The sequence below is a fragment of the Pseudomonas sp. S5D5 genome, assembly GCF_003013355.1.
GTDB classification, from domain to species: domain Bacteria; phylum Pseudomonadota; class Gammaproteobacteria; order Pseudomonadales; family Pseudomonadaceae; genus Aquipseudomonas; species Aquipseudomonas aylmerensis.
Genome location: NZ_PTEO01000001.1, coordinates 3,098,565 through 3,114,842, shown reverse-complemented (window position 1 = coordinate 3,114,842; position 16,278 = coordinate 3,098,565). Strand labels below are relative to the sequence as shown.

The following is a 16,278-nucleotide window of genomic DNA, read 5'->3' as shown; positions in this document are numbered from 1 at the left end:
CCGCCAAACCCACGGGGCGCCTGGAGGGAGGCGCCCCCACGACGAAACGTTTGGCACTCAATAGGCCCCGGGCGAGAGGAACGTTTGCAGGCGCGATGCCACGTAAGAGCAGCCCTGATGCGTCATCAGGCGCGCCTCAAGAGTCGATAAAAAGGACCTGTCATGATATCCACGCCATCCAACCCCTCGGCCACCCAGCCTTACGCCCAGCTACCCAAGCCTCCCGAGACAGCCACCTCGCCCTATACCCCACCGACCGACCTCAAGCCAGACATGGTTAACCGCCGGACACAGGTGCTGTTTGACGAAGGTGGCAACAAAATCAGCCGGTCAATCGACTGGGACCCCAGTGACCCGAAAAAGCCGCAGATCCTGAACAATTTCCTGCACGTAGAAACCGGTGATCGCGCTGACCGGGTCCATGTGCGCAATTTACCGAATGACAAGCTGCAGATCACAATCAACGATAAACCGCATGTATTCGACGTCAAAAGCAAGGAAGACCGCGAGCAGGAGCTGGCGATCGATACCCACGGCGGCGACGACACGATCATCATCGACGATGACGTCAAGCTTCGTACAAGAGTGGAAGGCGGTGATGGTGACGATCGCATCCAGGCTGGCGGCGGTCGCAGCAGGCTGTTCGGAGGGCGCGGCAACGATGCCCTGGTGTTGGGCAGTGGCTTGGGTTATGCCGCCGGCGGCGAGGGCGACGACACGATCATCGGCGGCAGCGGCAACGGCGTGATGTACGGCAACAAGGGCAATGACCTGCTCATCGCGGGCTCTGGCCCCGCCACCAAGCAAACCTACATGGACGGTGGCGACGGCGACGATGTGCTCTTCTCCGGCAGCGGGCACACCGTTGCACATGGTGGCAATGGCGATGACAACTTGGTCGGGAACGCACGCACGACCTTCTACACCGGCAAAGGCAAAGACAGCATTTGGAACAACCAGCCCAATGACCGTATCTACGCCAAGGCCGGGGATAGTTTCGACCGTACTCAAGGATCGGCTTTCACCGAGGTCAAACCCAGCAATGCCGGCAACCGCGGCTTCAGCGTGGACGTCCCACCAGAAGTCAACGAGGACCAGGCACAGGAGTTCAAGCAGAGCGTCGCCGACGATTTTGAATTTCTGCGCAGTTCACCCACGGGGCAACAGGCACTCAAGCGAATGGATGAACTTGCGGCAATAAATGGCGCCAAGGTCAGCATACGGCCGATCAACCACGGCGGTAACGAATATCTGTTTGGCAGCACTGGACTGGAAAACATGACACCTGAGGAGTCCGAAAGCGCAGGCGAAGGGGCCTTCGGGACGATCACCAATGGCGTGCCCGGTGCCCGCGCCGATCGCGGCATCATTCACTTTGACTCGCCGGCTACGCTCGAAAACGCCGACCGCACCAACACACGGGTACCCGCCACCGCTCTCTTCGCTCAGGTGGCCTCCGCCTACAATGGCGCAACCGGAACATTTCTGCCGGGGGAAACCCGCGAAGCGCCGGGAGAATCGGGTCTCGCCAGGAATGAAGTACGTCAAGCCATTGGCCTGCCCAGCGATGCCGAACCTTTTGATTTCGACAATGACCCCTCGACACCGCCGAGCACCGTCAATCCGAGACCGTTCACCGAAAACGCCCTGAATGAAGAGATGGGCAAACCCTTGAGGAAGACCGTTTTATGGTCACCTAGCGATCAAGGTCGTGGGACGTAGAGCGGCGCCTCAATATCGGTTCTGACACGGAGCGCGGCGGGTAGTCGGCCTCGCTCTGGTCAGCCCCAGCTATTTAGCACCATCGTACCTAAAGCTCCGCCCATCCACGCCGATAGCCCTACGAAGCTCCAAAAAGCCGCGTCGACAATAAACGCTTCGTAAGGACGAATCCCATGCCCCCACTGCGCTCCATCCAAACTCGCTACACCCTGTTTCTGGTGCTGTTCGTCCTGGTGTTATTGGTCTTGACGGTCGTGGGTATCGGCCAGTTGGTTGCGCCCAAGCTGCAGTACACCGAAGAACAGGTGGTGCTCAACCGCATCAGTGAAGTGGCCGAGCAGATCCAGGGCGAACTGAACAAGGTCCAGGCCCAGCAACGCAGCATCACCCAGACCATTGTGCTGCTCGACAGCGATGCCATCGACAAGGTCCTGCCCGGCCTGGTGGACCAGTACGGCGAGCTGAAAGTCTTCGGCGGCGGCATCTGGCCGCTGCCCAACCAGCGCACGCCGGGGCGCAACAAGCACAGCACGTTCTGGCACCGCGATGCGTCGGGCAAGCTCGTAGTGAACACGTTCTGGAACAGCGACCCTGCCCCCAATTACTACGACCAGAGCTGGTACAAGGGCGGCCTCGCCGCGCCGCGTGGCCAATGTGCCTGGGCTGCAGCCTACAAGGACGACGCCAGCCAGGAGCCGCGCACCAACTGCGCCATGGCGATCCAGCGGGACGGTGCGGCGTATGGCGTCGCCACCATTGATGTGACCCTGGGCTTTTTCAACGCGCTGGTGGCCAGCAAGGAAAAAGACATCGGCGGGCAGATGCTGATCGTCGAAGGCGACGGCAAGATCATCAGCAACAGCACGCGCCTCAGTGGCCCGGTGGTGTTGAAGAACATCAGCGAACTCACCGGCACCTCGGCATTTGCCGCCCAGGTCAGCAAAGCCCTGGCCCACCGTGACCAGGCCTTGCAGCGCAGCGAGTTCGACAACCAGGGCGTGGCCAGCACGTTCTATATGCGCCCCATCGAAGGCACGCCGTGGTTCCTGGCGACCGCCCTGCCCACCTCGTTGATCACCGCCCAGCGCGACGACGTGCTCGGCAGCCTGGCCCTGGTGCAAATCCCCATGGTGCTGCTGTTGGTGCTGCTGGCGGCCTATGCGATCCGCCAACTGGTGCAGCGCATGAACACGCTGAAAGCCAATATTGACGCGTTGTCCGCCGGTGACGCCGACCTGACGCGACGCATCACCATCCGTGCTGAAGACGAACTCGGCGCCATCGGCCACTCGGTCAACCGCTTTATCGTGTACCTGCAAAACATGATCGGCGAGGTCACCCAGGCCACCGGCGCCATGTCGTCGGGCCTTGAACAACTGCAGAAAACCTCGGCGCACACCAACCAGATCCTGGTGCGCCACGCCTCGGAGACCGACCAGACCGTCACCGCCATCACCGAGATGAGTTCCACCGCCGACACGGTTGCGCAGAACGCCGCAGAAACCGCCTCGTTCACTCAACGCGCCAACGAACACGCCGACCGTTCCCGCGTGGTGGTCGGCGAAGCCTCCAGCAGTGTCAGCGCCCTGATCGGCGAAGTGGCCAGCGCCACCCACACCGTGGAGAACATGCGCCAGGACGCCGCGCGCATCACCGAAACCCTGGGCGTGATCGGCGCGATTGCGGGCCAGACCAACCTGCTGGCGCTCAACGCCGCAATCGAAGCGGCACGGGCCGGCGAACAAGGCCGGGGGTTTGCCGTGGTCGCCGACGAAGTCCGAGCACTGGCCGCGCGCACCCAGGCCAGCACCTCGCAGATCAACGAAATGCTCGCGCGCTTGACCACCGGGGTGAGTTCGTCGGTGGCGGCCATGGAAAACACCCAGGCCAGTTGCCAATCGGCGGCGGATGCCACCGCGCGGGTCAACACCGGCCTGGACGAGATGGCAGGCTCGGTCAGCCATATCAACAACCTCAGTACGCAGATCGCCACGGCCGCCGAGCAGCAAAGCGCGGTGACCGAGGAGATCAACCGCAGCATGGTGCAGATCCGACATATGGTCGAGGAACTGGTGCAGAGCGGCCATGCCACGCAAACCAATACGCAGACCCTGCTGGACGCCAATGGACGCGTGATTGCCTTGATGGGGCGTTTCAAGGTGAGCTGATAAATGGCCTGGATACTCCCGTGCAATGCGCGGGAGTCGGACTATTCTGACAGTTCACAGCCACACAGGAGGTGTGCCATGCGCGCTGCAGAGCAGTCAGTCCGCTTGGAGCGGATCAGTCAGGAACGCTTTATCCAGGCCCCCATCGATGCCGTCTACGACTATGTGACCCAGCCGGATCGCTGGCACGAATGGCACCCCACATCCCTGAGTGCCGACACCGGCACCACCGGTTCACTCCCCGTCGGCACGCGCTTTACCGAAATGATCGACCTCTTGGGCGTGCGCGTGCCCATGAGTTACCGCGTACAGGTCGCCCGCCGCCCCGGCGAGTTCAAGACCGTGTTTACCTCCCTCGCCGTCGATGGCTCCATTCACTACTTCCTGCAGCCGTTTCGCGGCGGCACGCTGTTCAAGCGCGTGCTGACCTATGAGACCGAATTGCAGCTGGCCACCCTGCATGAGCGCATGATCGAGTTGTCCGCGATTGCCCTGGACCAACTCAAGCATCGGCTGGAAAATCCGCCCTTCGTATAATTTTGAAACATTACCGCGAAGGTTGCTCGCCGGTGGGCGCTGGCTTGCCTGCGATGACGTCGTCATGATCGCCGCCATCCCAATCGCCACTTCCTGCTTGCGAGCCTTTTGATGAAAACCACCCTGCGCCTGGCCCTGCTGTCGGCCCTGTTCACCACCACCCTGGCCCAGGCCGCCGACCTGATCCCCATCGACGTACACCGCGACGCCAACTGCGGTTGCTGCAAGAAATGGATCAGCCACCTGGAAAGCAACGGCTTCAAGGTCAATGACCATGTCGAAGCCAATATGAGTGACGTCAAGCAACGCCTTGGCGTGGCGCCGCGCCTGGGCTCGTGCCACACCGCCGTGATCGACGGCAAGTTCGTCGAGGGCCATGTGCCCGCCGAGCAGGTGCTGGCGCTGCGCAAGCGCAACGACCTGCTGGGAATCGCCGCACCGGGTATGCCCATGGGTTCGCCGGGCATGGAAGTCGAAGGGCGCAGCGAGGCGTATCAGGTCATCGGCCTGACCCGCGACGGCCAGGATGTGGTGGTGGCCGAGTACCCGGCACACTGACCGATGCTTGCCGGTTACCTGGGGCTGTTTCTCGCTGCGTTTGGCGCCGCGACCCTGCTGCCCCTGCAATCCGAAGCCGTGCTGGTTGGCCTGCTGCTCAGCGGGCATTACAGCCTGTGGTGGCTGCTGGTGGTCGCGACGCTGGGTAATGTGCTGGGGTCGGTGCTGAACTGGCTGCTCGGGCGCGGGGTGGAGCGCTTCAAGCACCGGCGCTGGTTTCCGGTCAGCGACCCGCAACTGGCCAAAGCCCGGCACCATTACCAGCGTTGGGGGCACTGGACACTGCTGCTCAGTTGGGTGCCGATCATCGGTGACCCACTGACGCTGGTGGCCGGGGTGATGCGCGAGCCGTTGTGGCGTTTCCTGCTGCTGGTGACCCTGGCCAAGGGCGTGCGTTACGGGGTGCTGGCAGCCCTGACCTTGCAGTGGGTGTTAATCCCCACTTAATCGCCTCCCAACAGCATCCGAGACATCTTGTCTGGAGCCCCGCCCATGCCTCTGATCCGCACCTTCTGCCTTGCCGGCCTGCTCACCGCCAGTGTCACCCCGGTGTTCGCAGCCACTGAAGGCCCTGCCTACGGGCCTGAACTGCAAGGCTTTGCGTACCCCTATCCGCTTGAGCACTTCAACTTTCAGTCCCAGGGCAAGTCCCTGCAGATGGGCTACATGGACATCCCCGCCACCGGCAAGGCCAACGGGCGCAGCGTGGTGCTGATGCACGGCAAGAACTTCTGCGGCGCTACCTGGGAAGGCTCGATCAAGGCCTTGAGCGAGGCCGGTTACCGGGTGATCGCGCCCGACCAGATCGGCTTCTGCACCTCCAGCAAGCCTGATCATTATCAGTACAGCTTCCAGCAACTGGCGCAAAACACCCATCAACTCCTGGAAAAGCTCGGCATTCACCAGGCGACCATTATCGGCCACTCCACCGGCGGCATGCTCGCCACCCGCTACGCCCTGCTCTATCCGGCCCAGACCGAGCAGCTTGGGCTGGTGAACCCGATTGGCCTGGAAGACTGGAAAGCCCTCGGCGTGCCCTACAGCAGCGTCGACCAGTGGTACCAGCGCGAGCTTAAACTCAGCGCCGAAGGCATTCGCAAGTACGAGCTCAACACCTACTATGTAGGGCGCTGGAAGCCCGAATACGACCGCTGGGTGGATATGCTCGCCGGCCTCAACAAAGGCCCGGGCCATACCCAGGTGGCATGGAACTCGGCCTTGATTTACGACATGATCTTCACCCAGCCGGTGTACTACGAGTTCAAGGACCTGCAGATGCCGACCCTGCTGTGGATCGGCACCGCGGACAACACCGCGATCGGCAAGGATCTGGCGCCGCCGGAGGTCAAGGCCAAGCTCGGCAACTACGCGGTACTCGGCAAGCAGGTGGCCAAGCTGATCCCGCATTCCACCCTGGTGGAATTCCCGGGCCTGGGCCATGCACCGCAAATGGAAGAACCGGCACAGTTCAATAAAGCATTGTTGCAGGGCTTGAACGCCCTTTAATCCAACCTTTTTCGAGGCACGCGTGAATGTCGGTACAGATCGCAGTCATTGATGATTGGCAGAACGTAGCCAGTGGCGTGGTGGACTGGTCGGTGCTGGAGTCGGTAGGCCAGGTGCATTTCCTGCACGACTACCCGGCGGACACCGCCACTCTGATCGAGCGGTTGCAGGGGTTTGAGGTGATTTGCGTGATGCGCGAGCGCACCACTTTCGACAAGGCCCTGCTGCAGGGCTTGCCCAAGCTCAAACTGCTGGTGACCGGCGGCATGCGCAACGCGGCCATCGACATCCCGGCGACCAAGGCGCTGGGCATCCAGGTGTGTGGCACCGACAGCTACAAACAGGCCGCGCCGGAACTGACCTGGGCACTGATCATGGCCTCCACGCGCAACCTGGTGGCCGAAGCCAACTCGCTGAGAGCGGGCGGCTGGCAGGTGGGACTGGGCGGCGACCTGTATGGCAAGACCCTGGGAATTCTCGGACTCGGTAGCATCGGCCAGAAAGTCGCGCAGTTCGCCCAGGTGTTCGGCATGCGCGTGATTGCCTGGAGTGAAAACCTCACGCCGGAACGCGCAGCCGCCTCGGGCGTGACGTGGGTCAGCAAACGCGAGTTGTTTGAACAGGCCGACATTCTCACCATTCACCTGGTGCTCAGCGACCGCAGCCGCGGCCTGGTGGATGCCGAGGCGCTGGGTTGGATGAAACCCAGCGCACGCCTGGTGAACACCGCGCGCGGTCCGATTGTGGATGAGCAGGCACTGGTACGGGCCCTGCAAAACGGCCAACTGGCCGGCGCCGCGCTGGACGTGTTCAGCGAAGAACCGCTGCCCGCCGACCATCCGTTTCGCCAACTGGACAATGTCCTGGCCACACCGCACGTGGGGTATGTCAGCGAGCAGAACTACCGGCAGTTCTACCAGCAGATGATCGAGGACATCCAAGCCTGGGCCAATCAGGCCCCCCTCCGACCGCTCAACTGACAGCGTGGGGAGCAGCAATTCTCCCCTAGCAAGCACACTTGATCAGGGAACCGTTCCTCCCTTAGCAAGCAAACTTCATGAGGGAACCCCTCCCCCTTAGCAAGCAAACTTCGTAAGGGAACCCCTGCTCCTTAGCAAGCCGCTCCCCCTGTGGCGAGCAGGCTTGCCCTGCGTTGGGCTGCGCAGCAGCCCCAAAACCTGCCCCCCCGCCCAACCTGATGCACCACACGCACCACATCGGAGCACTTCACCGTCACACCCCCTGCAACCCTACCTCCGCCTAACCCGCCCACCAACCCCACCCCCATTTTCCCAGCTTTGCATATCGTTACAAGTATTTTGTCCTACAAAAATCCCCCACAAACCCTACAGGCTCTAGGATCTGTCCTAGACTGATGACCGATGGGTCCGTTTCAAAACAAAAACCCCGCGAAAAAATCGAAACTTTCCAACTCTGCCATAGGTCAGGTTTAGGGTAAGGCGCGCACAAGCGGTTCACACCAGATGCCGTCTATCCATTCTTTTTGAGCTAACCGTGCAACTGGCATACGCCTTGCCAGTTTGTCATTGCGCTTGTGCGCCTGGCCGCAGGATGCGGTCAACGGAGCTAGTGGCAGCGGGCCACTAGCCGACCAACACGTGGAGAGAACTATGATCAGTGCCGCTGCAAGTATTCAAGGAGAGCGTGTTAGTCAGCCAGTTGGCGGGTCGACAGCTTTAGTCGACCTCAACACGGTGCGGCCGGTCCCGAGTCATAATCCCAATCGCAAGAAAGTCCTGTTCGTCACCTCCGAATTCGCCGACCTGGTCAAGACCGGCGGCCTGGGCGACGTGTCTGCCGCCCTGCCCCGTGCCATGGCGCACCTGCACGATGTGCGTGTGCTGATCCCCGGCTACCCGCAGGTAATGGAAAGTGACAACCCGATCCATATCATTGGTGAGCTGGGTGGCCATGCCGCGCTGCCGCCGTGCAAGATCGGGCGCATGGACCTCAAGGACGGCCTGGTTATCTATGTATTGATCTGCCCTGAGCTCTATGAGCGTGAAGGCACGCCCTACGGCGCCAATAACGGCCGAGACTGGCCCGACAACCATATTCGCTTCGCCCGCCTGGGCCTGGCCGCCGCCGACATGGCCGCCAACCTCGCACAGATCCACTGGTGCCCGGACCTGGTGCACGCCCATGACTGGCCCGCTGGCCTCGCCCCGGCCTATATGCACTGGCGTGGGTCACGCACCCCGACCCTGTTCACCATCCATAACCTGGCCTACCAAGGTGTGGTCAGCCTGGCCTCGACGCCGGAGCTGGGCATTCCACCCCACGCGCTGCAACAGGAAGGCATGGAGTTCTACGGCAAGATGTCGTTCCTCAAGGCCGGCATGGCCTACTCGAGCCATATCACCACCGTGAGCGCGACGTACGCCCAGGAGATCACCACCCCGGAATTCGGCTGCGGCCTCGACGGTTTCCTTGCCGCCAAGACCCAGCAAGGCCTGCTCAGTGGCATTCCCAACGGCATTGATGAAAGTTGGGAAACCTCCACCGACACGCACCTGACCCACAACTTCAACATTGGCGACTGGGAAGGCAAGGCGATCAACGCCGGCCACGTGCGCGAATTGTTCGGCCTGCATGACTCCACCGGCCCGCTGTTCGCCGTGGTCTCGCGCCTGGTCTACCAGAAAGGCCTGGACCTGACCGAGGCCGTGTCGAGCTTTATCGTCGAAAACGGCGGCCAGATCGCGATCATCGGTCGCGGCGAGCCCGAAGAAGAGCAAGCCATGCGTGAATTGGCGCTGCGCTTCCCTGGGCAGGTCGGCGTGCGCATCGGCTTCAACGAAACCGACGCCCGCCGCATGTTCGCCGGCAGCGACTTCCTGCTGATGCCTTCACGGTACGAACCCTGTGGCCTGAGCCAGATGTACGCCCAGCGCTTCGGCTCGCTGCCGGTGGCACGCAACACCGGCGGGCTGGCGGACACCATCGAGAATGGCGTCACCGGGTTCCTGTTCAATGAATCCACGGTAGAAAGCTACGAAGAGGCGCTGAGCCGCGCGTTTCGCGTGTTCGCCAACAAGGGCCTGCTCAACGCCATGCGCAGCCGCGCCATGACCCAGCCCTTCAACTGGTGCCAGGCGGTAGAACCCTACGCCGAACTGTATGAACAACTGGTGGCCAAGGCCTTGGGGAAATCGACTAAATAATCAAGGGAGGTCTTCATAGATGCCGTTACGGACTTTGGAAACCTGGCCCCACGGCGCAATCATGCTGGACGCGCAACACACGCGTTTTGCCTTGTGGGCGCCAGACGCGTTTTATGTCAGCGTTGAATTGGAAGACGGCAAATCCATCGCCATGCTGCCGCAGGCAGAGGGATGGTTCGAGGCAGAAGTGAAGTGCCCCGCCGGCACCCGCTACCGCTTCAACATCGATGGAGAAATGGATGTACCCGACCCCGCGTCCAGGGCCCAGGCTGCGGACGTGCATGGTTGGAGCGTAGTCGTCGACCCACTCGCCTACCCGTGGCGTCACAGCCACTGGCAAGGCCGCCCCTGGCACGAAGCGGTGATCTACGAGCTGCACGTGGGCGCGATGGGGGGCTACGCCGAGGTCGAAAAACATCTGCCACGCCTGGCCGAGCTGGGCGTCACCGCCATTGAGTTGATGCCATTGGCGCAATTTCCCGGCGAACGCAACTGGGGTTATGACGGCGTGCTGCCGTATGCGCCCCAGTCCTCCTACGGCACTCCCGAACAGCTCAAGCACTTGGTCGATTGCGCCCACGAGCATGGCCTCGCGGTCATCCTGGATGTCGTCTATAACCACTTCGGTCCCGATGGCAATTACCTGGGCCAGTACGCGGCCGGCTTCTTTCAGGAAGACGTGCACACGCCGTGGGGCGCCGGTATCGATTTCGACCGCCGTGAAGTGCGCAATTTCTTCCTCGACAACGCGCTGATGTGGTTGCTGGAATACCGCTTCGACGGCCTGCGCCTGGACGCCGTGCACGCCATCGACAACCCAGGCTTCCTGCAGGAGCTCGCGCAGCGGGTGCGCCAGCAGGTCGACACCGGCCGGCATGTGTGGCTGGTGCTGGAGAACGAACTCAACCAGGCCAGCCTGCTCAAGCAGGATTTCGACGCGCAATGGAATGATGACTTTCATAACGTGTTGCACGTACTGCTGACCGGCGAAACCGACGCGTACTACAGCGACTTTGCCAAGGAACCTACCGCCCAACTGGCGCGTTGCCTGGGCGAGGGGTTTGTCTACCAGGGCCACACTACCCGCCACGGCCATGAGCGCGGCGAACCCAGCGGCGATCTGCCGCCCACCGCCTTTGTAGCCTTCCTGCAGAACCACGACCAGATCGGCAACCGCGCGATGGGCGAGCGCCTGCACCAGCTGTGCCCGCCCCAGGCGCTCAAGGCGGCGACCGCCCTGCTGCTGCTGTCACCGATGATCCCGCTGATGTTCATGGGCGATGAAGTGAATGCCAGCGAGCCGTTCCTGTTTTTCACCGATCACCACGGCGAACTGGCCGAAGCGGTGCGTGAGGGCCGGCGCGGCGAATTTGCCGACTTTGCCGCCTTCCAGGACCCGGAGCGTCGTGACCGCATCCCGGACCCGAACGCCCTGGCCACTTTCAAGCAATCCTCCCCGGCGCTGGCCGATCACCCCCACGCCGAGCTCTACCGGCATCTGTTGAACCTGCGCCACACGCATATCGTGCCGCACCTGCCCGGCACCGTGGCCTTGGGTGCGCAGGTATTGGCCGACGGCGCCGTCAGTGCGCGCTGGCGCCTGGGCAACAGCAGCCTGTTGCAGATCGACCTGAACCTGAGCACAACCGCCGTGGACCACCCGGCGGCCGCCCACGTTCTGTTTCAAACGCCTGCCGAGCACGGCGCACAACTGCCGCCGTACAGCGCACGCGTGACCCTATCCCCTGTTGGAGAGCACCCTTGAGCGAAGCGAACCTGGAAATCCTCGCCAGCCGCGCGGGCCTGGCCGTCGATTGGATCGACGCAAACGGCCGCCCGCAACGAGTGAAACCCGACGCCCTGCGCGCCGTTCTCAAAGGCCTGGGCCACCCGGCCGACACCGATGCCGAGATCGACGCCAGCCTGCTTGAACTGGAGCAGGTGCAACACGACAAACACCTGCCCCCCTTGATGACCATCGACTCCGGCGAAGGCCTCGACCTGGCACGTTACTTCGAGCCCGATACCCTGTGCCGGGTCAACCTCGAAGGCGGCGAAAGCCTGGAGCTGCGCCTCGACGGCAACGCGGTTCTGCCTGGCGTGATCGCCCTGGGTTATCACCAGGTGCATATCAACGACCAGAGCTTCACCCTGGCCGTCGCGCCCACGCACTGCTACAGCGTGGCCGAAGCGGTGGACAGCCAGCCCGCCCGCGCCTGGGGCCTGAGTGCCCAGCTGTACGCACTGCGCCGCTTGGGAGATGGTGGTTTCGGCGACACCCTGGCCCTGGAACACCTGGCGCGTTCCGCTGCAGAACGTGGCGCGGACGCCCTGGCGATCAGCCCGATGCACGCGATGTTCAGTGCCGACACCGGCCGCTACAGCCCGTACTCGCCATCCAGTCGCCTGTTCCTCAACAGCTTGTATGCCTCCCCGGCCTGCATCCTCGGCGAACGCGAAGTGCGCAGCACCATCGAGGCCCTTGGCCTGGAAGATGAACTGCACACGCTGGAGCAACACACGCTGATCGACTGGCCCGCCGCCGCCAACGCCAAGCAACGCCTGCTGCGCGCGCTGTATGAAGATTTCCGCCACGGCCAGCACCCGCAACAGGCCGACTTCCTCAGCTTCCGCCAGGCCGGTGGCGAAGCACTGGAGAACCACTGCCGCTTTGAGGCCGTGCAGGCACAGCGTGCCGCCGCCGGCGAGGATCTCGACTGGCGTCACTGGCCGCAGGAGTGGCGCAATCCGCAAAGCCCGGCACTGGTACAGTTCGCTGAAGCCAACCGCGAGGAAATCGGCTACTACGCCTTTGCCCAATGGCTGATCGCGCGCTGTCTGGAGCGAGCCCAGCAAGCCGCCCGAGGCAGCGGCATGGGCATCGGCCTGATCGCCGACCTGGCGGTTGGCGCTGATGGCGGCGGCAGCCAGGCCTGGAGCCGCCAGGATGAACTGCTGGCCGACCTGACCGTGGGCGCGCCGCCGGATATTCTCAACCGCTCCGGCCAAGGCTGGGGGATTTCCGCGTTCTCCCCCGAAGGCCTCAAGCGCAACGGTTTTCGCGCCTTCATCGAAATGCTGCGCGCCAACTTCGCCCACGCCGGCGGCTTGCGCATCGACCATGTGATGGGCCTGCAGCGCCTGTGGGTGATTCCCATGGATGCCTCGCCGCGCGAAGGCGCCTACCTGTATTACCCGGTGGATGACCTGTTGCGGCTGCTGGCCCTGGAGTCCCACCGCCACAAGGCTATCGTCCTCGGCGAAGACCTCGGCACCGTGCCCGACGGCCTGCGCGAAAAACTCAGCGGCCGCTCGATCCTGGGCATGCGCGTGCTGTTGTTCGAACAAGGCCACGATGGCCAGTTCAATCCGATCCTCGACTGGCCGGACAACGCCCTGGCCACCACCAGCACCCATGACCTGCCGACCCTCAACGGCTGGTGGCACAGCCGCGATATCGACTGGAATATCCAGCTCGGCCTCATCGATGCGCCCACCGTGGAGCAATGGAGCGAACACCGCCTGCGCGAACGCCAGGCGCTGCGCCAGGCCTTGAGCCAGGACCCGCAGAATTTCGTCGAAGAAATTCGCAATGAAACCGACCACATGATCGACGCCAGCGTGCGCTACCTCGGCCACACCCGTGCGCCGCTGGTGCTGCTGCCGCTCGAGGACGCGCTGGGCATTGAAGAACAAGCCAACCTGCCCGGCACCACCGATACCCATCCCAATTGGCGCCGCCGCCTGGCGGGCGAGGCTTCCAGCCTGCTCGACAATGCCGGCGCCGCCCGCCGCCTCGAACTGCTGGCCGTCGCGCGCAACCAAGCCTATGAGCGTGACCGATGAAAGCACTGCCCCTGCGCGCTACCCAGCGCCTGCAATTCCATAAAGGTTTCACCCTCGATGACGCGGTGCCGCTGGTGCCGTATTTCGCCCAACTGGGCATCAGCCACCTGTATGCCTCGCCGCTGCTCAGCGCACGTGCCGGTTCCATGCACGGCTACGACGTGGTCGACCCGACCAGCGTCAACCCCGAGCTTGGCGGTGAAGCGGCGCTGCGCCGTCTGGTCGCGGCCTTGCGTGAGCACGGTATGGGGCTGATCCTCGATATCGTCTCCAATCACATGGCCGTGGGCGGCGCCGACAACCCCTGGTGGCTGGACCTGCTGGAGTGGGGGCGCCTGAGCCCCTACAGCGAGTTCTTCGACATCCAATGGCACTCACCCGACCCGCTGCTCAAGGGCCAGTTGTTGATGCCGTTCCTCGGCAGCGACTACGGCGAAGCCTTGCAGACCGGCACCCTGACCCTGCATTTCGACGCAGCCCATGGGGCGTTCTACGTCGAGCATTACCAACACCGCTTTCCGATCTGCCCACGCGACTACGCGTTGATCCTCGGCAACGACCCATTGCTCAAGCCGCTGGCCGACCGCTTCAGCGCCCTCGCCTACCAGGATGACGCCTACGCCGAAGCCGCCTGGCTCAAGCAGGCGCTGGCCGAGCGCGCTACCGAAGTGATGCCCTCCATCGAAAGCCGGCTGACCGAGTTCGACGGGCGCCAGCCTGAAGGCTTCAAGCGCCTGCACCAACTGCTTGAGCAACAGACCTATCGCCTGGCCAGCTGGCGCACCGCGGCGGACGACATCAACTGGCGGCGCTTCTTCGACGTCAACGAACTTGGCGGCCTGCGCGTGGAACGCAGCGCCGTGTTCGAAGCCACCCACGGCAAGATCTTCGAGCTGATCCGTGAAGGCCTGGTGGACGGTTTGCGCATCGACCACATCGACGGCCTCGCCGATCCTCGCGGCTACTGCCGCAAGCTGCGCCGGCGCGTGGATTCGCTGTCGCCGGAGCGGCACCTGCCGATCTTTGTCGAAAAGATTCTCGGCGAAGGCGAAACCCTGCGTGAAGACTGGCGCGTGGACGGCACCACCGGCTACGAATTCATGAACCAGCTGTCACTGCTGCAACACCACCCGGAGGGCTTTGCGCCGCTGGCCGCGTTGTGGACGCAGCACAGCGAACGGCCCTCGGCGTTTATCGAAGAGGCGCGGCTGGCACGTCAGCAGATCCTCAATGGCTCCCTCGGCGGCGATTTCGAAAGCGTGGCGCGGGCCCTGCTGCAAGTCGCGCGCGACGATGTGATGACCCGCGACCTGACCCTCGGTGCAATTCGCCGTGCCTTGCAGGAGCTGATCGTGCACTTCCCGGTGTACCGCACCTACATCAGCGCGCTGGGCCGCAGCGCGGCTGACGACAAAGTCTTCCAGCACGCCATGGACGGTGCCCGCGGCACCCTCGGCGAAGGCGACTGGCCGGTGCTCGAACACCTGGAAAAATGGCTCGGCGGCCAGCCTTGGCGCCATCGCCCGGTGGGCCGCGAGCGCAAGATGCTCAAGCATGCCTGCGTGCGCTTCCAGCAACTGACGTCGCCGGCGGCCGCCAAGGCCGTGGAAGACACTGCGTTCTATCGCTCGGGCGTGCTGCTGTCGCGCAATGACGTGGGTTTCAGCACCGAGCAGTTCAGCGCGCCGCTGGCCGAGTTCCATGCGGTCAACCAGCAACGCCTGCAGACCTTCCCCGATAACCTGTTGGCCACGGCGACCCACGACCACAAACGCGGCGAAGACACCCGCGCGCGCCTGGCGGTACTCAGCGAGTGCGCAGCGTGGTACGTCGAGCAGGTCGAGCAGTGGCGCAGGCTCGCCGCGCCGCTGCGCACTGACGCCAGTGCGCCGTCCGCCGGCGACGAGTTGATTCTTTACCAAGTGCTGCTCGGCAGCTGGCCGCTGGACCAGGCCGATGACTTCGAGGACTACCATCAGCGCCTGTGGCAATGGCAACAGAAAGCCCTGCGCGAGGCCAAGCTGCAGAGCGCCTGGAGCGCGCCCAACGAAGCCTATGAACAGGGCGTCGAAGCCTTCCTGTCACGCCTGCTGCTGAGCGAGGAAGGCCGTCCGTTGCGCACGGCAATCGGCAACGCAGCCCAGGTGATCGCCCCCGCCGGCGCGGTGAATGGCCTGGCGCAATCCTTGCTTCGCATCACCGTGCCGGGTGTGCCGGATTTGTACCAGGGCGACGAGTTCTGGGACTTCAGCCTGGTGGACCCGGACAACCGTCGCCCGGTGGATTTCAACGCACGGCAACGCGCGCTGGATACCCCACCGGATCCCGGCGAACTGCTGTTCAACTGGCGAGACGGGCGCATCAAGCAGGCCGTGATTGCCCAGGCGCTGGCCTTGCGCAAGGCCGATCCCGGACTGTTCCGCGCAGGCAGCTATACGCCGCTGGAAGTGCTCGGCCAACACGCCGGGCGGGTGGTCGCGTTCCACCGCGAACACCAGGGCCGCCATCTGTTGGTGGTGGTGCCGCGCTGGCCGTTTGACCTGCTTGAAAACGGTGTGCATCCCCAGATCAATGCGCAGGTTTGGGGCGATACACGGGTGAAATTACCGTTCGCCGCGCCAACTCAAAACTGGAAGGGACTTTTTCATACAGGCGCAGTCACACCAGACAAGGAGCTGTTGATCAGCGCTGCCCTGGGGGATTTCCCGGTCAATGTCTTTATCAATCCTGATGATCAAGAAAGCTGAAAATTTTCT

11 protein-coding genes are annotated in these 16,278 nt (G+C 63.2%); all 11 read left to right on the top strand.

The genetic code is table 11. From position 1 onward, the window contains the following. Positions 1–162 precede the first annotated feature (162 nt). The 11 genes from C9990_RS14515 to C9990_RS14465 all read left to right on the top strand — a co-directional run bounded on the left by C9990_RS14515 (position 163) and on the right by C9990_RS14465 (position 16,269). Positions 163–1,722 carry a M91 family zinc metallopeptidase gene (locus C9990_RS14515; RefSeq protein WP_106803713.1) on the top strand — a complete coding sequence of 520 codons (1,560 nt, stop codon included), beginning with the start codon at positions 163–165 and terminating at the stop codon, positions 1,720–1,722. 173 nt (positions 1,723–1,895) lie between these two features. Next, positions 1,896–3,890 carry a methyl-accepting chemotaxis protein gene (locus C9990_RS14510; protein WP_106803712.1) on the top strand — a complete coding sequence of 665 codons (1,995 nt, stop codon included), beginning with the start codon at positions 1,896–1,898 and terminating at the stop codon, positions 3,888–3,890. 78 nt (positions 3,891–3,968) lie between these two features. Continuing rightward, a complete protein-coding gene (locus C9990_RS14505) occupies positions 3,969–4,427 on the top strand; it encodes an SRPBCC family protein (RefSeq protein ID WP_106803711.1) in 459 nt (152 codons plus the stop codon). Positions 4,428–4,538: 111 nt separating this feature from the next. After that, on the top strand, positions 4,539–4,985 hold the full coding sequence (locus tag C9990_RS14500) for a DUF411 domain-containing protein (RefSeq protein WP_065908136.1): 447 nt from the start codon (positions 4,539–4,541) through the stop codon (positions 4,983–4,985). A 3-nt stretch (positions 4,986–4,988) separates the two neighbouring features. Beyond that, a complete protein-coding gene (locus C9990_RS14495; RefSeq protein WP_106803710.1) occupies positions 4,989–5,432 on the top strand; it encodes a YqaA family protein in 444 nt (147 codons plus the stop codon). 45 nt (positions 5,433–5,477) lie between these two features. Continuing rightward, the gene (locus C9990_RS14490; RefSeq protein WP_106803709.1) at positions 5,478–6,491 is read left to right on the top strand and encodes an alpha/beta fold hydrolase; all 1,014 of its coding nucleotides are present in this window, start codon (positions 5,478–5,480) and stop codon (positions 6,489–6,491) included. A 26-nt stretch (positions 6,492–6,517) separates the two neighbouring features. After that, complete coding sequence (locus C9990_RS14485; protein ID WP_106803708.1) at positions 6,518–7,471, top strand: D-2-hydroxyacid dehydrogenase family protein; 954 nt, start codon at positions 6,518–6,520, stop codon at positions 7,469–7,471. A 651-nt stretch (positions 7,472–8,122) separates the two neighbouring features. Next, positions 8,123–9,676 carry a glycogen synthase GlgA gene (gene glgA / locus C9990_RS14480; protein WP_065908128.1) on the top strand — a complete coding sequence of 518 codons (1,554 nt, stop codon included), beginning with the start codon at positions 8,123–8,125 and terminating at the stop codon, positions 9,674–9,676. 19 nt (positions 9,677–9,695) lie between these two features. After that, positions 9,696–11,441 (top strand): malto-oligosyltrehalose trehalohydrolase, encoded by a 1,746-nt coding sequence (treZ, locus tag C9990_RS14475; RefSeq protein ID WP_106803707.1) that lies wholly within the window; start codon positions 9,696–9,698, stop codon positions 11,439–11,441. Next, on the top strand, positions 11,438–13,522 hold the full coding sequence (malQ, locus tag C9990_RS14470; protein ID WP_106803706.1) for a 4-alpha-glucanotransferase: 2,085 nt from the start codon (positions 11,438–11,440) through the stop codon (positions 13,520–13,522). Before treZ ends, malQ begins: the two co-directional genes overlap by 4 nt. Next, a complete protein-coding gene (locus C9990_RS14465) occupies positions 13,519–16,269 on the top strand; it encodes a malto-oligosyltrehalose synthase (RefSeq protein ID WP_106803705.1) in 2,751 nt (916 codons plus the stop codon). The genes malQ and C9990_RS14465 overlap by 4 nt, the downstream gene beginning before the upstream one ends. Positions 16,270–16,278 lie beyond the last annotated feature (9 nt).